The organism is Kitasatospora sp. NPDC036755, from assembly GCF_040636595.1.
Lineage (GTDB): Bacteria > Actinomycetota > Actinomycetes > Streptomycetales > Streptomycetaceae > Kitasatospora.
On record NZ_JBEZUT010000150.1, the window covers coordinates 1 to 20563 of the forward strand.

21 protein-coding genes are annotated in these 20563 nt (G+C 73.4%); 17 read left to right on the forward strand and 4 right to left on the reverse strand.

Annotated features, from left to right (window positions below; all coding sequences use genetic code 11):
- Positions 1–138 precede the first annotated feature (138 nt).
- Both AB0E96_RS22435 and AB0E96_RS22440 read right to left on the reverse strand, forming a co-directional pair.
- Positions 139–657 (reverse strand): DUF3515 domain-containing protein, encoded by a 519-nt coding sequence (locus AB0E96_RS22435; protein ID WP_359826437.1) that lies wholly within the window; start codon positions 655–657, stop codon positions 139–141.
- 64 nt (positions 658–721) lie between these two features.
- Positions 722–955 carry an Lrp/AsnC ligand binding domain-containing protein gene (locus AB0E96_RS22440; protein ID WP_359826440.1) on the reverse strand — a complete coding sequence of 78 codons (234 nt, stop codon included), beginning with the start codon at positions 953–955 and terminating at the stop codon, positions 722–724.
- A gap of 207 nt (positions 956–1162) precedes the next feature.
- Between AB0E96_RS22440 and AB0E96_RS22445 the strand changes: the two genes are divergently transcribed.
- From AB0E96_RS22445 to thiD, 3 genes are all read left to right on the forward strand, one after another.
- Complete coding sequence (locus tag AB0E96_RS22445; RefSeq protein WP_359826442.1) at positions 1163–2128, forward strand: thiamine-phosphate kinase; 966 nt, start codon at positions 1163–1165, stop codon at positions 2126–2128.
- A 158-nt stretch (positions 2129–2286) separates the two neighbouring features.
- Complete coding sequence (locus AB0E96_RS22450) at positions 2287–3312, forward strand: ATP-dependent 6-phosphofructokinase (protein WP_359826444.1); 1026 nt, start codon at positions 2287–2289, stop codon at positions 3310–3312.
- Positions 3313–3335: 23 nt separating this feature from the next.
- Positions 3336–4133, forward strand: coding sequence for a bifunctional hydroxymethylpyrimidine kinase/phosphomethylpyrimidine kinase (gene thiD / locus AB0E96_RS22455; RefSeq protein WP_359826446.1), 798 nt, complete (start codon positions 3336–3338; stop codon positions 4131–4133).
- Between the two features lie 172 nt (positions 4134–4305).
- On the opposite strand, the gene rpmB is transcribed toward thiD, so the two are convergent.
- Positions 4306–4491 (reverse strand): 50S ribosomal protein L28, encoded by a 186-nt coding sequence (rpmB, locus tag AB0E96_RS22460; RefSeq protein ID WP_014138233.1) that lies wholly within the window; start codon positions 4489–4491, stop codon positions 4306–4308.
- Positions 4492–4787: 296 nt separating this feature from the next.
- On the opposite strand from rpmB, the gene AB0E96_RS22465 reads away from it, so the two are divergent.
- The 10 genes from AB0E96_RS22465 to mutM all read left to right on the forward strand — a co-directional run bounded on the left by AB0E96_RS22465 (position 4788) and on the right by mutM (position 14672).
- Positions 4788–6419: a DAK2 domain-containing protein gene (locus AB0E96_RS22465; RefSeq protein WP_359826448.1), complete on the forward strand. Its 1632-nt coding sequence runs from the start codon at positions 4788–4790 to the stop codon at positions 6417–6419.
- Positions 6420–6458: 39 nt separating this feature from the next.
- On the forward strand, positions 6459–8687 hold the full coding sequence (gene recG, locus AB0E96_RS22470) for an ATP-dependent DNA helicase RecG (RefSeq protein ID WP_359826450.1): 2229 nt from the start codon (positions 6459–6461) through the stop codon (positions 8685–8687).
- Between the two features lie 103 nt (positions 8688–8790).
- Positions 8791–9324 (forward strand): hypothetical protein, encoded by a 534-nt coding sequence (locus tag AB0E96_RS22475; RefSeq protein WP_359826452.1) that lies wholly within the window; start codon positions 8791–8793, stop codon positions 9322–9324.
- Positions 9325–9435: 111 nt separating this feature from the next.
- Entirely contained in the window at positions 9436–10020 is a 585-nt protein-coding gene (rsmD, locus tag AB0E96_RS22480; protein WP_359826454.1) for a 16S rRNA (guanine(966)-N(2))-methyltransferase RsmD, read from the forward strand.
- Between the two features lie 49 nt (positions 10021–10069).
- Positions 10070–10561, forward strand: a complete 492-nt coding sequence (coaD, locus tag AB0E96_RS22485; protein WP_359826457.1) for a pantetheine-phosphate adenylyltransferase — start codon at positions 10070–10072, stop codon at positions 10559–10561.
- Positions 10562–10748: 187 nt separating this feature from the next.
- Positions 10749–11933 carry an ATP synthase F0 subunit B gene (locus tag AB0E96_RS22490; protein WP_359826459.1) on the forward strand — a complete coding sequence of 395 codons (1185 nt, stop codon included), beginning with the start codon at positions 10749–10751 and terminating at the stop codon, positions 11931–11933.
- Positions 11934–12106: 173 nt separating this feature from the next.
- Complete coding sequence (locus AB0E96_RS22495; protein WP_359826461.1) at positions 12107–12751, forward strand: DUF177 domain-containing protein; 645 nt, start codon at positions 12107–12109, stop codon at positions 12749–12751.
- Between the two features lie 2 nt (positions 12752–12753).
- Entirely contained in the window at positions 12754–12927 is a 174-nt protein-coding gene (gene rpmF / locus AB0E96_RS22500; protein WP_030056747.1) for a 50S ribosomal protein L32, read from the forward strand.
- Between the two features lie 20 nt (positions 12928–12947).
- A complete protein-coding gene (rnc, locus tag AB0E96_RS22505; RefSeq protein ID WP_359826463.1) occupies positions 12948–13739 on the forward strand; it encodes a ribonuclease III in 792 nt (263 codons plus the stop codon).
- A 54-nt stretch (positions 13740–13793) separates the two neighbouring features.
- Entirely contained in the window at positions 13794–14672 is an 879-nt protein-coding gene (mutM, locus tag AB0E96_RS22510) for a bifunctional DNA-formamidopyrimidine glycosylase/DNA-(apurinic or apyrimidinic site) lyase (protein ID WP_359826465.1), read from the forward strand.
- A gap of 19 nt (positions 14673–14691) precedes the next feature.
- Here the strand turns inward: mutM and AB0E96_RS22515 are convergent, their stop codons facing one another.
- Positions 14692–15612, reverse strand: coding sequence for a hypothetical protein (locus AB0E96_RS22515; protein ID WP_359826467.1), 921 nt, complete (start codon positions 15610–15612; stop codon positions 14692–14694).
- 330 nt (positions 15613–15942) lie between these two features.
- On the opposite strand from AB0E96_RS22515, the gene AB0E96_RS22520 reads away from it, so the two are divergent.
- From AB0E96_RS22520 to AB0E96_RS22535, 4 genes are all read left to right on the forward strand, one after another.
- On the forward strand, positions 15943–17292 hold the full coding sequence (locus AB0E96_RS22520) for a hypothetical protein (protein ID WP_359826469.1): 1350 nt from the start codon (positions 15943–15945) through the stop codon (positions 17290–17292).
- Positions 17293–17390: 98 nt separating this feature from the next.
- Positions 17391–17690, forward strand: a complete 300-nt coding sequence (locus AB0E96_RS22525) for an acylphosphatase (protein WP_359826472.1) — start codon at positions 17391–17393, stop codon at positions 17688–17690.
- Positions 17691–18170: 480 nt separating this feature from the next.
- Entirely contained in the window at positions 18171–18374 is a 204-nt protein-coding gene (locus AB0E96_RS22530; protein WP_045702518.1) for a hypothetical protein, read from the forward strand.
- Positions 18375–18529: 155 nt separating this feature from the next.
- On the forward strand, positions 18530–20563 hold a 2034-nt coding region (locus AB0E96_RS22535), incomplete at its 3' end, for an AAA family ATPase (protein ID WP_359826475.1).

Below are 20563 nucleotides of genomic sequence, written 5' to 3' on the forward strand. Positions count from 1 at the left end.
GCCATCCCTTCGGCTCGGGGGTGTGCCTGGTGTCCCGCGGTGGCCCCTCCCCCCCGGCCCCCGCGGCCGGGGCGGGGCGGGGCGGCCCCCGCCCCCCCCTCGGCGCGTCCCGGCGGGTCGTGGGCGCGGGCGCGCCGCTCAGCCCGGGACGGTGGCCCGGACCGCGCCGCTCAGGGCGGCCGCCGGGTCGAAGGGGTTCTTCGCGGCGCCGGCCGGGACGGTCACCTCGACGTAGGCGGCGCGCATGGTCGTCACGAAGCGGAAGCCGCCGTCGGAGAGCTTCTGCGACCACCAGGTGACGTCGTCGACGCTCGGGGACCAGTCCGCGGCGTGGTCGCCGTCCAGCTCCTCCGGCCGGTCGATGCCGCAGCGCAGGACCGTCCGGGGCGAACCGCCCCAGGCGGCCACGTACGGCGAGGCGGGCGACGGGTCCCTGCGGGCCTGCCCGAGCAGCTCGGCGGGCAGCTCGGCGGCGAGCGACCGGCAGTACTCGGCGGCCCGGCCGCTCGGCCGCGGTACCTCGACCTTCGGGTCGGCCTGGCCCCAGCTGCCGACCAGCGCCACGACCGCGCAGGTCAGCACGACGGGCAGGGCCAGCCAGCGGACCGGGGCCGGCAGGGCGGTCAGCGCCTCGGGGACGCGCAGTTCTCGGGCCACCCGCCGATGGTAACCGGGGTCCGAACGGCCGGTCCGCGCCGGTGCGGGGAGCCGGTGCGGCGCCTCAGATGTGCACCACGGGGCAGGTGAGGGTACGGGTGATGCCCTCGACCTTCTGGACCCGGGCCGCGACCATGCGGCCCAGCTCGTCCACCGTCTCGGCCTCGGCCTTGACGATCACGTCGTAGGGGCCGGTGACGTCCTCGGCGGTCAGCACGCCGGGGATCTCGGAGATGGTCCCGGCCACGGAGGTGGCCTTCCCAACCTCGGTCTGGATCAGGATGTATGCCTGTACCACGGGGACCTCCCGGCGGCCGGTTAGGGGGGATCGCCGCCGTGATCGCCCGGTCAGGCGGATGGGTGGGTGGGCTCACCGGCAGTCTGATCACCACGCTACCGCGCTGCGGCCCGGGGAGGGGAGACCCCGGGCCCCCCGAAGGGCGTACGCTGCGCGCGGGGGAGCGCGACGGGGGCCGAACCGGATGGAAACGCGAGAGGACGGCAGATGCAGGGGACCGTGGGCGAGCTCGGCGAGTTCGGCCTCATCAGGGAGCTGACCGCCCGGGTACCGCTCACCGATGCGGTCGACCTCGGCCCGGGTGACGACGCCGCGGTGGTGCGGGCTCCGGACGGCCGGGTGGTGGCGACCACGGACGTCCTGATCGAGAACCGGCACTTCCGCCGGGACTGGTCCACCGCCTACGACGTGGGCCGCAAGGCCGCCGCCCAGAACCTCGCCGACGTGGCCGCGATGGGGGCGGTGCCGACCGCGATCCTGCTCGGCCTGGTCGCCCCCGCGGACCTGCCGACCACCTGGGCCACCGAGCTGATGGACGGGCTGCGCGACGAGTGCCAGGTCGCCGGGGCGACGGTGGTCGGCGGCGACGTCGTGCGCGGCGACACCGTCACGCTGGCCATCACGGCGCTCGGGGACCTCCAGGGGCGCGCGGCGGTGACCCGCGCCGGCGCACAGGTCGGCGACCTGGTGGCGGTGACCGGCTGGCTCGGCTGGTCGGCCGCCGGCCTGACCGTCCTCCAGCGCGGCTTCCGCTCCCCGCGCGCCTTCGTCGAGGCGCACCGCCGTCCCGAACCGCCGTACCACGCGGGCCCGGCGGCGGCCGAGCTGGGCGCGACCTCGATGATCGACGTGAGCGACGGGCTGGTCGCCGACCTCGGCCACGTGGCCCGGGCCAGCGAGGTGGACATCGACCTCAAGGCCGCCGACTTCGACGTCCCGGCGCAGATGGCCGACATCGGCCAGGCGGTCGGGGTGGACCCGCTGGTCTGGGTGCTCTCCGGCGGCGAGGACCACGCGATCGTGGCCACCTTCCCCCGCGGGGTCCAACTCCCCGCCCGCTGGCGGGTGGTGGGCGAGGTGACCGGCCGCCCGACGGGCAGCCGCAGCGGCCGGGTCACGGTCGACGGCGCCCCTTGGGACCGGGTCGGCGGCTGGGACCACTTCGCCGAGTAGCGCGCGGCCCGTACCGATCCCCGTACGGCGGGCGGCGCGTGACGCTCCGGCGTGCGGGGGACGGGCGTCGCGGGTGCGTTTTGCGTAGGCTTGCGGCACCCCAGCCCGCCCGCCCGGCGCGGGTGGCCCGAACCACTGCGAGCGGGAGCACACCTGACATGCGCATCGGTGTACTGACCAGCGGCGGCGACTGCCCCGGCCTCAACGCGGTGATCCGCTCGGTGGTGCACCGGGGCACCGACGTCCACGGGGACGAGATCGTCGGCATCCTGGACGGCTTCCTCGGGTTGATCGAGGGCCGCACCAGGACGGTCTCGCACGACGACGTCACCGGCCTGCTCACCCTCGGCGGCACCGTCCTCGGCTCGGCCCGGGTGCGGCGGGACCGGATCGCCTGGGCCGTGGAGAACGCCAAGACGCTGGCCCGGGAGATCGGCATCGACGCGCTGATCGCGATCGGCGGCGAGGGGACGCTGACCGCCGCCAAGCTGTTCAGCGACGCGGGGCTGCCCGTGGTCGGGGTGCCGAAGACCATCGACAACGACATCGACGCCACCGACGTGACCTTCGGCTTCGACACCGCCGTGCACGTCGCGACCGAGGCGATCGACCGGCTGAAGACCACCGCCGAGTCCCACCAGCGCGTCATGGTGGTCGAGTTGATGGGCCGGCACACCGGCTGGATCACCCTCACCGCGGGCATGGCGGGCGGCGCGCACGGCATCCTGATCCCGGAGAAGCCCTTCGACATCGAGGCGGTGGCCCGGATAATCGAGGACCGCTTCGCGCGCGGCAAGAAGTTCGCCATCATCGCCGTCGCCGAGGGCGCCTCCCCGGTGCCCGGCACCATGCGCTTCGACCACGGCGAGGTCGACCAGTACGGCCACCGCACCTTCGGCGGGATCGGCAACCGGCTCGCCCACGAGCTGGAGAACCTGCTCGGCAAGGAGGCCCGCCCGGTCATCCTCGGCCACGTCCAGCGCGGCGGCACCCCGACCGCCCGGGACCGGGTGCTCGCCACCCGGTTCGGCTGGCACGCGGTGGAGGCCGTCCACCAGGGGGCGTTCGGGCACTTCACCGCGCTGCGCCGGACCGGCATCGAGCTGCTGCCGATCGGCGACGCGGTGACCAGGCTGAAGACGGTGCCCGAGGACCGCTGGACGGAGTCCGAGGCGGTGCTCTGAAACCGCGCGGGTAGGTTGGGGCCATGTCCTCCACCGCACCTCCCCGCGTGCTCACCGTCGCCGGCTCCGACTCCGGCGGCGGCGCCGGCATCCAGGCCGACCTCAAGGCGATGCTCGCCCTCGGCGTCCACGGCATGAGCGTGATCACCGCCGTCACCGCGCAGAACTCGCTCGGCGTCCAGGGCTACTGGGAACTGCCCGCCGAGGCCGTCCGGGCGCAGTTCCGCAGCGTGGTCGACGACATCGGGGTGCAGGCGGTGAAGACCGGCATGCTCGCCTCCGTCGAACTCGTCGAGACCGTCTCCGAGCTGCTGGCAGGGGTGGACGCCCCGGTGGTCGTCGACCCGGTCGGGGTCTCCAAGCACGGGGACGCGCTGCTGGTCGCCGAGGCCGTCGCCACCGTCCGGGAGAAGCTGCTGCCGGTCGCCACCCTGGCCACCCCCAACCTGCACGAGGTGACCCAGCTCACCGGGCTGACCGTCGAGGACGAGTCGCAGATGCTGGACGCCGCCAAGGCGCTGGTCGACCTCGGGCCGCGCTGGGCGCTCGTCAAGGGCGGCCACCTGGAGGGCGAGGCCGCCGACCTGCTGTACGGCGGACCGGACGAGGTGCACTGGTTCCGGGCGCCGCGCTACGACAACCGCCACACCCACGGCACCGGCTGCACCCTGGCCAGCGCGATCGCCGCCGGGCTGGCCAAGGGCGAACCGCTGCCGCGGGCGGTGGCCTCGGCCAAGGAGTACATCACCGGCGCGATCGCCGGGGGCTTCGCACTGGGCGCCGGCATCGGCCCGGTCGACCACGCCTGGCGCTGGCGCTGAGCCGTCCCGGAACGCCGGGGACCCCGGGAAAACAGTGGTGGGCGGGCTCCTGGAGGGAGTCCGCCCACCACTGGTGAGTCCGGAAAACGGCGTAGCCGGCCACGGAAACAGCGAAGCCGGCCCATCCGAGGATGAACCGGCTCACTGGAGGACCGGCATGCCGGTCTGCGCGTCAGCGCGAGACCTTACCGGCCTTGATGCACGAGGTGCAGACGTTGAGCCGCTTCGGCGTCCGCCCAATCACAGCGCGCACCGTCTGGATGTTGGGGTTCCAACGACGGGGGGTACGGCGGTGAGAGTGGGAGATGCTGTTGCCGAAGCCCGGCCCCTTGCCGCAGACGTCGCAGTTGGCAGCCACAGGAGTCACTCCAAGACTTCAGATCAGTTACTTTCGAAAACCCCACTCAGCCACCAGAACACTCACGTGCACCGGACCGGACAAGGGGGTGAGCCTGGACGGTTCCAGGCAACCGGAAGAGCATACAACGCTTGCTTCCGTCCCACGAAACTACCATGACCGGCCGAGTGATCGCTCCGGTCGTCGGCCCGGACGGCTCCGCCCCGCCCCCGATAACCTGCCGGTATCACCCCCCGCCGTTCCGGGAGAGCCGCCGCCTCCCGGGCCGTATCGGCGTTCCATCCGGAGGAGACCTGGTGCTGCACACGCTCGACGCCCCGGCCGTGCGCACCTGGTGCCAGCTCGCCCTGCGCGCGCTCGGCCAGGCCCGCGAGGAGATCGACGCCCTCAACGTCTATCCCGTCCCGGACGGCGACACCGGCACCAACCTCTACCTGACCGTCGAGTCCGCCGCCGCCGAGGTGGAGAGCCGCTTCGCCGACCCCGCCGTCGACCCGGCCCCCGGGCTGGCCGACGCCGTCCGGGCGATGGCCCGCGGCGCGCTGGTCGGCGCCCGCGGCAACTCCGGGGTGATCCTCGCCCAGTGGCTGCGCGGCACCGCCGAGACGCTGGCCGAGGGCGGCGGCGCCGAACAGCTGCGGGCCGCCCTGCAGCGGGCCGCCGACTCCGCCTACCAGGCCGTCGCGGAGCCCGTCGAGGGCACCCTGCTGACCGTCGCCCGGGTCGCCGCCCGCGAGGCCGTCCGGGCCGGGGACGGTCTCGCCCAGGTCGCCGACACCGCCTACCGGGCCGCCCGGGACGCGCTGCGGCACACCCCCGAGCAGCTCGCCGTGCTGGCCGAGAACGGGGTGGTGGACGCCGGCGGGCGCGGACTGGTGGCCGTCCTGGGCGCGCTCGCCGACGCCGTCGCCGGCCAGCAGCCGATGGGGCCGGTCGCGCTGTGCGGGGACGTCCGGGCCGACGAGGGCTGCGCGACCCACCTCAGGCCGCCCGGCCCCGGCCACCCCGCCTTCGAGGTCATCTACCTGCTGGACGCTCCCGACGAGGCGCTGCCCGCGCTGCGCGAGCGGCTCGGCGGGCTCGGCGACTCGCTGGTGATCGGGGGCGGCGACGGCCTGTGGAACGTGCACGTCCACGTGGACGACGCGGGCGCCGCCGTGGAGGCCGGGGTCGGGGCCGGGCGCCCGCACCAGATCAGGATCACCCACTTCGCCGAGGCCGCCGCCCGCTCCGGCACCGCCGCCGAGCCCGGCGAACGCGAGGAACGGGCCCGCGCGGTGCTCTCGGTGGTCTCCGGCGAGGGCCTGGCCGAACTCTGCGAACAGGCCGGCGCCGTCGTCCTGCACGCCGACCCGGACCGCCCGCCGACCAGCGCCGAGCTGGCCGCCGCGGTGCGCCGCTCGGCCGCCCGCGAGGTCGTCCTGCTGCTCAACGACCCCGAGCTGCGCGCCGCCGCGGGGGCCGCCGCCGACCAGCTGCGCGAGGAGGGGGTGCGGATCGCCGTCCTGCCCACCCGCTCGCCGGTGCAGGGGCTGGCCGCGCTCGCGGTGCACGAGGGCGGCCGCCGCTTCGACGAGGACGTGGTCGCCATGACCTCCGCCGCCGGAGCCACCCGGTACGCCGAACTGGCCGTCGCCGAGGGGGAGTCCTGGACGATGGCCGGGGTCTGCCAGGCCGGGGACGTGCTCGGGCTGATCGACGGCGACGTCGCGGTGATCGGCGCCGGGCTGGCCGAGGTCGGCGAGAGCGTGCTGGACCGGATGCTCGGGGCCGGCGGCGAACTCGTCACCCTGGTCCTCGGCGAGGGCACCGAGGAGGCGCTCGCCGAACGGCTGGTCGCCCACGTCCGGCACCGGCGGCCCGAGGTGGACGCGGTGGTCTTCCACGGCGGACAGGAACCGGCGCCACTGCTCATCGGGGTCGAGTAGCCGCCGCGCTGTCCGCCCCTTGGTGTAAACAGGGGCCTGATGGGCGCTCTCGATGAACCACTGACCAAGCTCGTCGGCGACCGCACCGCGAAGGTGCTCGCCGACAGCCTCAAGCTGCGCACGGTCGGGGACCTGCTGCACCACTACCCGCGCCGCTACGTCGAACGCGGTCAGCTCACCAGCCTGGACGAGCTGGAGGTCGACGAGCACGTCACCGTGCTGGCCCGGATCGAGAAGGTCACCCTGATCCCGTTCCGCGGGCGCAAGGGCGACCGGCTGGAGGTCGTCGTCACCGACGGCCGCAGCCGGCTCTCGCTGGTCTTCTTCAACCAGGGCTGGCGGCAGAAGGAGCTCAGGGCCGGCGCCCAGGGCCTGTTCGCGGGCAAGGTCGGGGTCTTCAACCGGACCCGCCAGCTGGTCTCGCCGGACTACCAGCTGCTCGACGAGGACGCGAGCGCTTCGACCGGAGCCGGCGACGCCGCGAAGCAGTTCGCCGGCCGGCTCATCCCGGTGTACGGCGCCAGCGCGCAGATGCCCAGCTGGAAGCTGTCGATCTGCGTCGAGACGGCGCTCACCAAGCACCTCGGTGACGTCGGCGAACCGCTGCCCGCCGAACTGCGCGAACGCCACGACCTGATCCCGCTGCCCGAGGCGCTGGAGCTGATCCACCGCCCCCGCGGCCACGCCGACCGCGAGCGCGCCCAGAGCCGGCTGCGCTGGGACGAGGCCTTCGTGCTCCAGGTCGCCCTGGCCCAGCGCCGGGCCGCCGACTCCGCCCTGCCCGCCAAGCCGCGCAGGGCCCGCGAGGGCGGCCTGCTGGACGCCTTCGACGCCCGGCTGCCGTTCACCCTCACCGAGGGCCAGCGCAAGGTCTCCGCCGAGATCGCCGCCGACCTCGCCACCGACCACCCGATGCACCGGCTGCTCCAGGGCGAGGTCGGCTCCGGGAAGACGCTGGTCGCGCTGCGCGCCATGCTCGCCGTGGTGGACGCGGGCGGCCAGGCGGTGCTGCTGGCGCCTACCGAGGTGCTCGCCCAGCAGCACCACCGCTCGATCGTCGAGATGATGGGGGACCTCGCCGAGGGCGGAATGCTCGGAGGCTCCGACCTCGGCACCCGGGTGGCGCTGCTGACCGGCTCGATGGGCGTCGCCGCCCGCCGGCAGGCCCTGCTCGACATGGCCTGCGGGGACGCCGGGATCGCCATCGGCACCCATGCGCTGATCGAGGACAAGGTGCAGTTCCAGGACCTCGGCCTGGTCGTGGTGGACGAACAGCACCGCTTCGGCGTCGAGCAGCGGGACGCGCTGCGCGCCAAGGGCGAGCAGCCGCCGCACCTGCTGGTGATGACCGCCACCCCGATCCCGCGCACCGTCGCGATGACGGTCTTCGGGGACCTGGAGACCTCCGTCCTGGACCAGCTGCCGGCCGGCCGCTCGCCGATCTCCACCCACGTCGTCCCGGCGCTGGAGAAGCCCAACTTCCTCACCCGGGCCTGGGAGCGGGTCCGCGAGGAGGTCGGCAAGGGCCACCAGGCGTACGTGGTCTGCCCGCGGATCGGGGACGAGGAGCCGGACACTCCCAGGAAGAAGCGCAAGGCCCCCGAGGACGCCTTCGAGGAGGTCGCCGACGCCGGGGCGGAGAGCGACGAGCGCCGGCCGCCGCTCTCGGTGGTGGAGACGGCCGAGAAGCTGACGAAGGGCCCGCTGAACGGCCTGCGGGTGGAGATCCTGCACGGCCGGCTCGCGCCGGAGGCCAAGGACGAGGTGATGCGCCGGTTCTCGGCCGGCGAGGTGGACGTGCTGATCGCCACCACGGTGATCGAGGTCGGCGTCAACGTCCCCAACTCCACCGCGATGGTCATCATGGACGCCGACCGCTTCGGCGTCTCCCAGCTCCATCAGCTGCGCGGCCGGGTCGGCCGGGGCAGCGCGCCCGGCCTGTGCCTGCTGGTCAGCGAGATGCCCGGGGGCAGCGCCGCGAGGGCCCGGCTGGACGCGGTGGCGGGCACCCTGGACGGCTTCGAGCTGTCCCGGATCGACCTCGAACAGCGCCGCGAGGGCGACGTGCTGGGCCAGGCCCAGTCCGGGGTGAAGTCCTCGCTCAAGGTGCTGTCCGTCCTGGAGGACGAGGAGGTCATCCTCACCGCCCGCACCGAGGCCACCCGGCTGGTCGCCGAGGACCCTGACCTGGCCGCCCACCCGGAGCTGCGCACCGCGCTGGAGAGCCTGCTGGACGAGGACCGCGCGGCCTACATGGAGAAGGGCTGAGCGGCCCTCGCGGAGCCGGATTGTCAGACCCCCGCGAGAGAATGAAGGTGTTCAGGGCGCACCTCCAAGGTGCGTACCTGGCACGACACTTGGGGGTCATGCCATGGCATTCCGTCATCTCAACGAGCTCCCGCTGGGCGACAAGGTCTTCCGGATCGAACTCGCCAGCGACGACGACCGCGAGGTCACCCTCACCCTGACCGGCTGGCGCGAGGGCGCGGCCGCCGCGCCGCTCGCCTCGGGCAAGCTCCGGCTGCCGGTCGAGGACGTCGCCTCGCTGCGGATCGCGCTCAACCGCGCGCTGCGGGCGCTGGCGATCGTCGCCGACGTCTCCGAGCCCATCCCCGACCGCGACGTGCTGCGCGAGCTGTACCCCGGCCACGGCGCCCCCTGGGTGCCGCAGCACGAGGAGGAGCTGGTCCGGCGCTTCCACGACGGCGAGACCGTCGCCCGGATCGCCGCCCGCTTCGGCCGCACGCCCGACTCCGTCCGGACCAAGTTGCGCGAGCTCGGGCACGACCCGCGCCGCCCCGAGTTCTGCCCGCCCGACGGCTGCCTGTCCTGGTCCCGCTACGCCTCGCCGGCCCTGCTCGGCGCGGGCGTCCCGGCCCAGCAGGCGGGCTCCGAGGCGAGCTGAGCCGTACCCGTCCCGCAGGCCCCGCCGGTGCGTCCGGCGGGGCCTGCGCCGTCACCCGCCCGCTCGCCGGGATAGCGTGGTCGGGCAGCGACGAAAGGACCTCCCACCACCATGACCCGCGTGATCGCCGGGGCGGCCGGCGGCCGCCGGCTGGCCGTACCGCCAGGCCGGGGCACCCGTCCGACCTCCGACAAGGCCCGTGAGGCGATGTTCTCCACCCTGGAGGCGCTGCACGGCACCGTGCACGGGGCCCGGATGCTGGACCTGTTCGGCGGATCGGGCGCGGTCGGGCTGGAGGCGCTGTCGCGCGGAGCCGAGCACGTCCTGCTGGTCGAGGCGGACGCCCAGGCGGCCCGGGTGATCCGGGAGAACGTCCGGACGATCGGCCTGCCGGGGGCCGAGGTGCGGGCCGCCAAGGCGGAGAAGGTGATCGCCGGGCCGCCCCCGCAGAGCCCGTACGACCTGGTCTTCCTCGACCCGCCGTACGCGGTGACGGACGAGGAGGTGCGCGAGATGCTGATCACACTCCTGGCCGGGGGCTGGCTCACGGAGGACGCACTCGTCACCGTGGAGCGCAGCACCCGCGGCGGTGGGTTCGACTGGCCCGGGGGTTTCGAGGAGCTGCGCTCCCGCCGCTACGGCGAGGGCACGCTCTGGTACGGTCGCGCCGCCGCCGCGGCCGGCGAGCAGGAGTAACGGGCCGCGGCCCGCAGCATCCGTCACCCCACGAGGGAGCACACACGCCATGCGCCGAGCCGTCTGCCCCGGTTCGTTCGACCCGATCACCAACGGCCACCTCGACATCATCGAGCGGGCCTCGAAGCTGTACGACGTGGTGCATGTCGCGGTCCTGATCAACCGGAACAAGCAGGGCATGTTCACCGTCGACGAGCGGATCGGCCTGATCGAGGAGGTCACCGCGGGCTTCGGGAACGTGGTGGTCGAGTCGCACCACGGCCTGCTGGTGGACTACTGCCGGGAGCGCGGCATCCCCGCGATCATCAAGGGCCTGCGCGCGGTCAGCGACTTCGACTACGAGCTCCAGATGGCCCAGATGAACCACGGCCTGACCGGGGTGGAGACGCTGTTCGTGCCGACCTCGCCGACGTACAGCTTCCTCTCCTCGACGCTGGTCAAGGAGGTCGCCTCGTACGGCGGCGACGTCTCGCACCTGCTGCCCGAGACGGTGCACGGCCGACTGGTCGAGCGGATCGCGGAGCGCAAGGCCGAGCAGTAGTCCACTGCCTGTCTGTTTCTGCCGCTTCGTCACGGATTGTCCGGCACGCGGGAGCCCGGTTCGGCTCAGGCGTTGTGACCGCGCCCGGCAGTGGCCGTACAGTCTGTATTCCTGCCCTGCGGTGAGGTCCACCGCGTCGGGCCTGCCTCCGCCGGACCGTCGGCGGCACACGGAAAGACGAAGCCCCGTGGACGTGCAGAACAAGGTCGACGAGATCGTGGCGGCGGTCGAGAACGCCCGCTCGATGCCGATGTCGGCCTCCTGCGTGGTGAACCGGGCCGAGCTGATCGGCCTGCTGAACGACCTCAGGTCGGCGCTTCCCGCCGAACTCGCCCAGGCCCAGTCGGTGATGGCCGACCACGAGCAGGTCGTGGCGGGCGCCCAGGTCGAGGCCGAGCGGATCATCCAGGGCGCGCACGCCGAGCGCGGCTCGCTGATCTCGGACACCGAGGTGGTCCGCCAGGCCCAGGCCCAGGCCGACCGGATCCTCGCCGAGGCGCGTTCCGAGGCCGACACCAAGCGGGCCGAGGCCGACGACTACGTGGACAGCAAGCTCGCCAACTTCGAGGTCGTGCTGACCAAGACGCTCGGCGCGGTCGGCCGCGGCCGCACCAAGCTGCGCGGCGATTCCAGCGTCTTCGAGACCGGGGCCGACGGCGAGAGCGACGGCGAGGAGTTCCGCCCGCAGAGGGTCAGCCCGAGCCCCGAGGTCGACGAGTACGTCGACGTGAAGCTCGCCACCCTGGAGAGCGTGCTCGGCGCCACCCTGGAGGCGGTCGGCAAGGGCCGCGACAAGCTGCTCGGCAAGCGGCCCATCGACGAGCTGGGCGCCTACCTGGCCGCCGCCGACCAGGCTCAGCAGGCCAAGGAGCGGGCCGAGGCGGTGGCGGCGGGCTTCGCCCACGACGCCGACGGCGAGGACATCGCCTGGTACCGCGAGGACGTCCCGCAGCAGCAGACCTGGCCGGAGCAGACCCCGGCCGCGGCCGGCTGGCAGGCCCCCGGCACCGACCAGTACGCGCCCGCCGCCCAGCAGCAGGGCGGGCAGTACGCCGAGGTGTACGGCGGCGGCTACGACCCGGCCGGCCAGGGCGACCCGTACAACACCCAGTGGGGCCAGCAGCACGGCGGCTACCAGCAGCAGGGCTACCCGGAGCAGCCGCAGGAGGGCTACGGCTACCCCCAGCAGCAGGGGTACGGCGCGCAGTCGTACGACGGCTACACCTACCCCCAGCAGCCCGCCGCCCCGCCGGCCGTGCCGCACCAGCAGCAGGGCCGGCAGCAGGGCCAGGGCCAGGGCCTGGACGAGACCAGCTTCTTCGACACCAGCATGATCGACATGACCAGGCTGCGGGAGCTCGGCGGCCGCTGAACCGGCCCGGCACGACGGTGCGGGAGTCTCCTGACGGGACCGAAGTTGGGCCTGGCGGGAGACTCCGGTAGTCTGACCACTCCGGCCTCTCCATGTCCGGCTGTCGGCTTGCCCGCGCAAGGCCGACCGGACGGAGACGCCAATCGAAGATTCCCCATGGAAGTCAGGACACCGTGAACCGCCTCGACCACCGCGACCCCCTCGTGTTCGACACGCACGAGCTCGGTCGTCGCCCGGGCTCGATGCGCAAGGTGAGTCGGACCGTGGAGGCCCCCGAGGGCTTCGGGATCATCGACGTGATCGGCGTCCCGGAGCGGGACGCGATCGAGCTGGAGCTCCGCCTGGAGTCCGTGGTCGAGGGCGTGCTGGTCACCGGCACCGCCGGGACCCACGTCGAGGGCGAGTGCGTCCGGTGCCTGGAGCCCGTCGAGTTCGACGTCGACGTGGCCTTCCAGGAGCTGTACTACTACCCGGAGTCCGACGAGCGCCACCGCGCCCGGACCGCCGGGACCGAGGACCTCGACGAGGACTCGGAAGAAGAGACTTACCGTCTGGAGGGCGACTTCTTCGACCTCCAGCCGGTGCTGCGTGACGCGGTGGTGCTCGCACTGCCGCTGCAGCCGGTGTGCCAGGAAGACTGCCTGGGCCTGTGCTCCGAGTGCGGAGCGCGCCTGAGCGACGACCCGGCGCACCACCACGATGCCGTCGACCCCCGGTGGGCGGCTCTGCAGGGACTCTCCGCCGCCCCCGGCGACGAGGGTGACGGATCTAAGAACAGCGACACCCGTGAGGGTCTCGCCGAGAACCAGGAGAAGTAGCCGTGGCTGTTCCGAAGCGGAAGATGTCGCGCAGCAACACGCGCCACCGCCGGTCCAACTGGAAGGCCGTTGTTCCGGCCCTCGTGGCGTGCGACCGCTGCCACGAGCCGAAGCTGGGCCACATCGCGTGCCCGAGCTGCGGCACGTACAACCGCCGCCAGGTCCTCTCGGTCTGATCGGCGGGGTGCACGGATCGATGTCGGACGGTAACTCCACCCGCAAGGCGTCCATCGCCCCGAAGGGTTCCTCTTCGGGCGGTGGCAAGGCCGGTGGGCCGGCTTCGACCGAATACGACGTCCTGGAAGGGCGCCTCGGGTACACGCTCGAGCGCGCCCTTCTGGTGCGTGCCCTGACCCACCGCTCGTACGCGTACGAGAACGGCGGGCTGCCCACCAACGAGCGCCTGGAGTTCCTCGGCGACTCGGTGCTGGGACTCGTGGTGACCGACACCCTCTACCGCGTCCACCCGGACGTCCCGGAGGGCACGCTCGCCAAGCTGCGCGCCGCGGTGGTCAACTCCCGCGCGCTCGCGGACGTCGGCCGCGGCCTGGAGCTCGGCACGTTCATCCGCCTCGGCAAGGGCGAGGAGGGCACCGGCGGCCGCGACAAGTCGTCGATCCTCGCCGACACCGTCGAGGCCGTGATCGGCGCCATCTACCTGGACCAGGGACTGGACGCCGCCACCGAGTTCGTCCACCGGCTGTTCGACCCGCTGATCGAGGAGTCCTCTCAGCTGGGCGCCGGCCTGGACTGGAAGACCAGCCTCCAGGAGCTCACCGCCTCGGTGGGCATCGGAGTGCCGGAGTACGTGGTCATGGAGTCCGGCCCGGACCACGAGAAGACCTTCACCGCGGCGGCCCGGGTGGCCGGCGAGGACTTCGGCAGCGGCGTCGGCCGCTCCAAGAAGGAAGCCGAGCAGAAGGCCGCCGAGAGCGCCTGGCGCGCGATCAAGGAGAAGTACGCCGACCGGCTGCCCGCCGGCGCCTGACCTCCGAGTAGCCTTCACTCCTGCTGATCCGTACCGAGCAGGAGGCGTGTTCCCGTGCCCGAACTTCCCGAGGTCGAGGTCGTCCGCCGTGGTCTGGCCTCCTGGGTGGCCGGGCGGACGGTCGCCGACGTCCAGGTGCTGCACCCGCGCGCGGTGCGCCGCCAGCCCGCCGGCGCGGCCGACTTCACCGCCCGGCTGACCGGCACCACCCTCGGCACCGCGCAGCGGCGCGGCAAGTACCTGTGGGTGCCGCTGGCCGGTACGGGGGCGGGGTTCTCGCTGATCGGCCACCTCGGGATGAGCGGCCAGCTCCTCGTCCAGGACCCTGCCGTACCCGACGAGACGCACCTGCGGGTGCGGCTGCGCTTCGACGACGGCGGGCGCGAACTGCGCTTCGTCGACCAGCGGACCTTCGGCGGCCTGGCCGTCGAGGAGGCCGAGGACGGGGACCCGGAGGGCACCCCGGTCTCGATCGCCCACATCGCCCGCGACCCGCTCGACCCGCGCTTCGACGACGCCGCCTTCGCGGCCGCGCTGCGCGCCAAGCGGACCACCGTCAAGCGCGCCCTGCTCGACCAGACCCTGATCAGCGGCGTCGGCAACATCTACGCCGACGAGGCGCTGTGGCGCTCGAAGCTGCACTACGACCGCCCGACCGCGACGCTCACCCGCCCGCAGGCCCTGCTGCTGCTCGCCAACGCCCGGGACGTGATGAACGCGGCGCTCGCCGTCGGCGGCACCAGCTTCGACAGCCTCTACGTCAACGTGAACGGCGAGAGCGGCTACTTCTCCCGCGACCTCGACGCCTACGGCCGCGAGCAGGAGCCCTGCCGCCGCTGCGGCACCCCGATCCGGCGGGCGGCCTGGATGAACCGCTCCAGCTACTTCTGCCCCCGCTGCCAGCGCGTGCCGCGCGTCCGCAGCGGAGGCTGAGCCGCACCCGCGCCGAGTCTCACTTCCGGGTGAGTTCGGGCTCCTGCGGGGCCGGCTCCCCGGGCGTGCCGTGGGTGTCCTGGCCGAAGTAGGCGACCCCGACCGCGGCGACCACCGCGAGCAGGAAGCCGACCACGCCGAGCCAGCCCAGGCCGGCCTTGGAGGAGTCGCCGAGCCAGAGCACGCCGACCGCGCCGGGCAGCACCGTCTCACCGACGACCAGCGCGGCGGTCGCGCCGTTCACCGAGCCGATCTGGAGCGCCACGGTGTGGATGTACATGCCGCCGATGCCGCCGACCAGGACCGCGTACAGCGCCGGGTCGGAGAGCAGCTCGCCGAACGCGAACGGCTCGATGCCGTTGAGGATGCGCACCCCGACGCCCAGGGCGCCGAAGCCGAGACCGGAGAGCAGACCGGCGACGATCGCGCCGTTGGAGCCCATCCGCCGCACCAGCAGGCTGCCGCCGACCAGCAGCACGGTGGTGACGATCAGCAGCGCCCAGTGGAAGGACATCGCCGCGTGGTGGCCGCCCTCCGGCCCGGCGGAGACGGCCAGCAGCACCAGCGCCGAGCAGAGCACGGCGATCGAGGCCCACTCCAGCTGCTTGAGCCGGATGCCCAGCAGCTTGATGCTGAGCACCGCGGTGATCACCAGGTTGGCGCTGATGATGGTCTGGGAGAGGAACAGCGGCAGCAGCCGGGCGGCCAGCGCGCCGAGCCCGAAGCCGATCAGGTCGAGCACCGTCCCGAGGATGAACTCCCAGGTGACGGCGGCCTTCGCGGTCGAGGACAGGCTCGGGCCGCCGTGCTCGGTGGTCGAGGTGGTGGCGCCCTTGGCGGCCTCCTCCCGGGCGGAGCGGCGGGAACCGACGGCCTGGAGGACCGAGCCGGTGCCGTAGCAGGCGGATGCCGCCACGGCGGTGACGAGGCCGATGATCACCGAGCGCTCCGATCGGGAGTTGGGGAGGGAACGGCTGAGTAAAGACGCCGGGTAAAGAAAAGGCAATGGGACCGGTGGTCCGGGACCACTATGCCCGTTCGCACGGTACGGTCGGCACGCCCCCGAGTGCCCCGGATCCGGTCCGGGTCCGCCGGAACGTACGTCCGGGGGCCTCCCGGGGTTCCCGCGCGGACCGCGACTCAGGGGTGACTGGGGGAAACATCATCCCCGAGGAGGGGAGCGGCCCCGGCGGACGGCGGGGACCCTTGTCAGTACCAGTATGCGAAGGGTATGGCGTGCTCGGGGGCCGGTCACGGTAGCGTCGAGGGCATGAGAACCCTTGCACGACGTTCCCGGGGCGCCGGGCCGCTTGCCCTGGTGGCGGCGCTGCTCGGGCTGCTGCTCCTGCTGGCGCCGGCGGCCTCGGCGGCCGGGCTGAGCGACGCGGCCGCCACCCTGAAGAAGGGCCAGGTCTACGTCGACCCGGCCATGACCGGCCGTTTCAGCCAGGACCAGGCCGACGCCCTGACCAAGAAGATCGAGAAGGCCGACAAGCCGATCTTCGTCGCGGTGCTCCCCGACTCCTCGACCTACGCCAAGGACACCGTCTTCAAGGACATCCGCACCAAGGTCGGCGTCGACGGCGTCTACGCGATCTGGCGCGGCGACCAGTTCACCGCCCGGGCCGACCGCGGCGCGCTGGGCGCCGGCCTCCCGGAGCGGATCTCCGGCGCGGCCTTCCGCTCCAACGGCGGCGACATCAACGCCACCCTGAACGACTTCGTCGACCAGGCCGCCCCGCAGACCAAGGGCACCGGGGTCAACCACAGCACCTCGATCGCCTGGGTGGTCATCCCGGTGGTCGTGCTGGCGCTGGCCGGCGCCGGCGTCTTCCTCCTCTTCCGCCGCGCCAAGCAGCGCAAGGAGGCGCAGGCCCGCGCCGAGCTGGACCAGCTGCGCCGGGTCGTGGACGAGGACATCACGGCCTTCGGCGTCGAACTGGAGCGGCTCGACTTCAACCCGGCCGCGGCCGACGCGGACGACGTCCAGCGCACCGACTACAGCCAGGCCCTGGACTCGTACGAGAAGTCCAAGCGGCTGATGGACGAGGCGAAGAAGCCCGAGGACGTCAAGCAGGTCACCGAGGCGATCGAGGACGGCCGCTTCTCGCTGGCCACCCTGGCCGCCCGGCGGGAGAAGCGGCCGCTGCCCGAGCGCCGTCCCCCGTGCTTCATGGACCCGCGCCACGGCCCGTCCGTCAAGGACGTGGACTGGGCCCCGGCCGGCGGCACCTCCCGTTCCGTGCCGGTCTGCCAGGCCGACGCGGACCGGGTCGCGGCGGGCCTCGACCCGGCGATCCGCACCGTCGACACCGAGCAGGGCCCGCAGCCGTACTGGAACGCCGGCCCGGCGTACGCCCCGTACGCGGGCGGCTACTACGGCGGCTTCGGCGGCGGCGGTCTGCTGCCGGGCCTGCTGGTCGGCACCATGCTCGGCTCGATGATGAGCACCCCGGCCTACGCGGCCGCGCCGATGATGGACGGTGGCCACGGCTACCAGGACCAGTTCGAGGGCGGCGACTTCACCGGGGCCGACTTCAACGGCGGCGACTTCGGCGGGTTCGGCGGCGGCGGTGGCGACTTCGGTGGCGGCGGCGACTTCGGCGGCGGGGACTGGTAACCCGCCGGACCGACGTCCGACCCCAGCGGCCCCGCCGGCCTTCCGGCGGGGCCGCTCCCGTTCGCGCGGGGGCGCGGGCGGGAGGCTAGGGTCGGGACATGCACGGTCGCGACGCCCACAGTGAGGAACCGGTCCGGGTGACCGCCTGGGTCCGGGGGAAGGTCCAGCAGGTCGGGTTCCGCTGGTGGACCAGGGCACGGGCGCTGGAGATCGGACTGACCGGCTACGCGAGCAACCTCGGCGACGGCCGGGTCCAGGTGGTGGCCGAGGGACTGGCCGCCGACTGCGAGCAGTTGCTGACCCGGCTGCGCGGGCCGGGGACCCCGGGGAACGTCAGCGGGGTCACCGAGATCTGGACGGCCGTCGGCCCTGGTTACGAGGGTTTCGAGATCCGCTGAGCCGCCCCGGGCCGACCGGGCCGGGCTGCCCTTCGGGGGCCGCGGCGCGGCTGTGCGACGGCCCCCGGGCAGCCACGGGGCGGGCCGTCGGCCGGGCTTCCGGGAAAAGATCGGGAACCGGCGGTGTCACGAGGTTGCCATCCGGGCAGACTCGTGGTTGACTCCGCATCGAACGATGATCCACGAGCACGTGGTGGACCCCTCCCGAGACCCCCAGGCGTGACGACACCGCCGGGCAGGTGACAGGGGAGCGGTAGCGTGCGGTGATCGTGTTGACCCTTTCCGTCTTTGGTGAGACGCTGGAAGCCCGCGCACACGACCGCGATTTCCCGGCAGGCGCATGCCCTCGTGAGCCCAGCTCACGGTGGTTGTGCCGTAGTGCCCAGCCAGCACTTCGGGTCACGCGCCGCGCGTGCGTCCCCCTTCCCCCTAGACCTGTACCGTTCCGGTTCGGTCACTCAGCGTGGAGGACCATTCATCATGGCAAAGGCGCTTCTCGGGTACGTCGGCGGCCCCGACCCGCGAATGCTCTCCGAGATGCGGCGGCTTCAGCAGCGCGTCCAGGATCTTGAAGCCGAGCTCCTTCGGATGCAGGCTGAGAACGACGCTCTGACCGCTGTCGCTGACGAGCACTCTCTGCTCAACAGCATCGATCTGGATCAGCGGGAGCCGGCTCTCACCTGAGTCCCGCCCGGTCCTCGCAGATCGACGCCGCTGTGCACTGAGTCGCCCCGAAAGGGACGCAGCTTGCAAGGGACGCCCGGATGTGGCGTCCCTTCGTCGTGTCCGCCGCCGGATACAGTCGGTTTCCGTCGTGAGCGATTGAGGAGACCGGCCGCGTGCACCTGAAGAGTCTGACGCTGCGCGGGTTCAAGTCCTTCGCCTCCAGCACCACCCTGCGCTTCGAACCGGGCATCACCTGCGTCGTCGGCCCGAACGGCTCCGGCAAGTCCAACGTGGTGGACGCGCTGTCCTGGGTGATGGGCGAGCAGGGCGCCAAGACGCTGCGCGGCGGCAAGATGGAGGACGTCATCTTCGCCGGGACCAGCGGGCGCGCCCCGCTCGGCCGCGCCGAGGTCAGCCTCACCATCGACAACACCGACGGCGCCCTGCCGATCGACTACTCCGAGGTGACGATCACCCGGACCATGTTCCGCAACGGCGGCAGCGAGTACGCCCTCAACGGCGAGACCTGCCGACTGCTGGACATCCAGGAACTGCTCTCCGACTCCGGCATCGGCCGCGAGATGCACGTCATCGTCGGGCAGGGGCAGCTGGACTCCGTGCTGCACGCCGACCCGATGGGCCGGCGGGCCTTCATCGAGGAGGCGGCCGGCGTCCTCAAGCACCGCAAGCGCAAGGAGAAGGCGCTGCGGAAACTGGACGCGATGCAGGCCAACCTCAACCGGGTCCAGGACCTGGTGGCCGAACTGCGCCGCCAGCTCGGACCGCTCGGCCGACAGGCCAGGATCGCCCGCCGGGCCGCCGGCATCCAGGCCGACCTGCGCGACGCCCGGCTGCGGCTGCTCGCCGACGACCTGTGCACGCTGCGCCGGGCCGTCGAGGCCGAGGTCGCCGACGAACTGGCGCTGCGGCTGCGCCGCACCACCGTCGAGCAGGAGCTGGCCCGCGCGGTGCAGCGCGAGCGCCTCCTGGAGGCACAGGTCGAACAGCTCGGCCCCGGCCTGGAGGCCGCCCGGCAGACCTGGTACCGGCTCTCCGCACTCGCCGAGCGCACCCGCGGCACCATCGGACTGGCCGAGGCCCGCGCCCGGCACGCCGCCGCCGGGGGCCGGGGCGAGGAACGGCGCGGGCGCGACCCGGAGGAGCTGGAGCGGGAGGCCGAGCGGGTCCGCGAGGAGGAGGCCGCGCTGACCGAGGCGCTGGAGGAGGCCCGGTACGCGCTGGCCGAGGCGGTCGAGCGCCGGGGCGGACTGGAACGGGAGCTGGCCGCCGAGGAGCGCCGGCTGCGGGACGCCGCCCGGGCCATCGCCGACCGCCGCGAGGGCCTGGCCCGGCTGCAGGGGCAGGCCGCCGCCGCCCGCTCCGAGGCCGCCGCGGCGCAGGCCGAGATCGGCCGGCTCGCCGAGGCCAGGGACGAGGCACTGCTGCGAGCCGGAGCCGCCCAGGGCGAACTGGACGAGCTCCAGCGGCAGGTGGACGGCCTGGCCGGGGACGACGAGCAGGCCGAGGCCCGGTACCAGCGGGCGCGCGAGCAGCTGGCCGCCGTGGAAGGGGAACTGGCCGCGGCCCGGGAGGCGGCCGGCGCCGCCGAGCGCGAGCGGGCCGGGCTGACCGCGCGGCACGAGGCGCTCTCCCTCGGGCTGCGCCGCAAGGACGGCACCGGGGCGCTGCTGGCCGCGGCGGAGCGGCTGGCCGGACTGCTCGGCCCGGCCTCCGCGCTGCTGCGGATCGAGGCGGGCTACGAGGTGCCGATCGCCGCGGCGCTCGGCGCGGTGGCCGACGCGGTGGCCGTCGACTCGCCGTCCGCCGCCGTCGGGGCGCTGCGGCTGCTGCGGGCCGAGGACGCCGGCCGGGCCGCACTGCTGATCGCCGGTGACACCGAAGTGCCCGAAGTGATCGGGGGATTGCCGGACGGGGCCCGCTGGGCGGCCGAACTGGTCGGTGGCCCGGCCGAGTTGACCGGTGCGGTCCGGCGGATGCTGGCCGGGGTCGCGGTGGTCGAGGACCTGGACCGGGCGCTGTCGCTGGTCGCCTCGCGGCCCGGGATCCGTGCCGTCACCGCCGACGGGGACCAGCTCGGGGACCAGGCCGTCAGTCTTGGTCAGCCACGGCGCCAGCATCACGCGCCCGCTCGGGAACTGGCCGAAGCCGATGTTGACCTCGGAGGAGGCCATCAGCAGCACCAGGCC

Bases quoted from the DNA above. Each gene is read 5' to 3' on its own strand.
- recG (WP_359826450.1), top strand. From the start codon at position 6,459: ATGGGCGCTCTCGATGAACCACTGACCAAGCTCGTCGGCGACCGCACC.
- AB0E96_RS22445 (WP_359826442.1), top strand. From the start codon at position 1,163: ATGCAGGGGACCGTGGGCGAGCTCGGCGAGTTCGGCCTCATCAGGGAG.
- thiD (WP_359826446.1), top strand. From the start codon at position 3,336: ATGTCCTCCACCGCACCTCCCCGCGTGCTCACCGTCGCCGGCTCCGAC.
- AB0E96_RS22475 (WP_359826452.1), top strand. From the start codon at position 8,791: ATGGCATTCCGTCATCTCAACGAGCTCCCGCTGGGCGACAAGGTCTTC.
- AB0E96_RS22450 (WP_359826444.1), top strand. From the start codon at position 2,287: ATGCGCATCGGTGTACTGACCAGCGGCGGCGACTGCCCCGGCCTCAAC.
- AB0E96_RS22525 (WP_359826472.1), top strand. From the start codon at position 17,391: ATGCACGGTCGCGACGCCCACAGTGAGGAACCGGTCCGGGTGACCGCC.
- rsmD (WP_359826454.1), top strand. From the start codon at position 9,436: ATGACCCGCGTGATCGCCGGGGCGGCCGGCGGCCGCCGGCTGGCCGTA.
- AB0E96_RS22520 (WP_359826469.1), top strand. From the start codon at position 15,943: ATGAGAACCCTTGCACGACGTTCCCGGGGCGCCGGGCCGCTTGCCCTG.
- coaD (WP_359826457.1), top strand. From the start codon at position 10,070: ATGCGCCGAGCCGTCTGCCCCGGTTCGTTCGACCCGATCACCAACGGC.
- rnc (WP_359826463.1), top strand. From the start codon at position 12,948: ATGTCGGACGGTAACTCCACCCGCAAGGCGTCCATCGCCCCGAAGGGT.
- AB0E96_RS22530 (WP_045702518.1), top strand. From the start codon at position 18,171: ATGGCAAAGGCGCTTCTCGGGTACGTCGGCGGCCCCGACCCGCGAATG.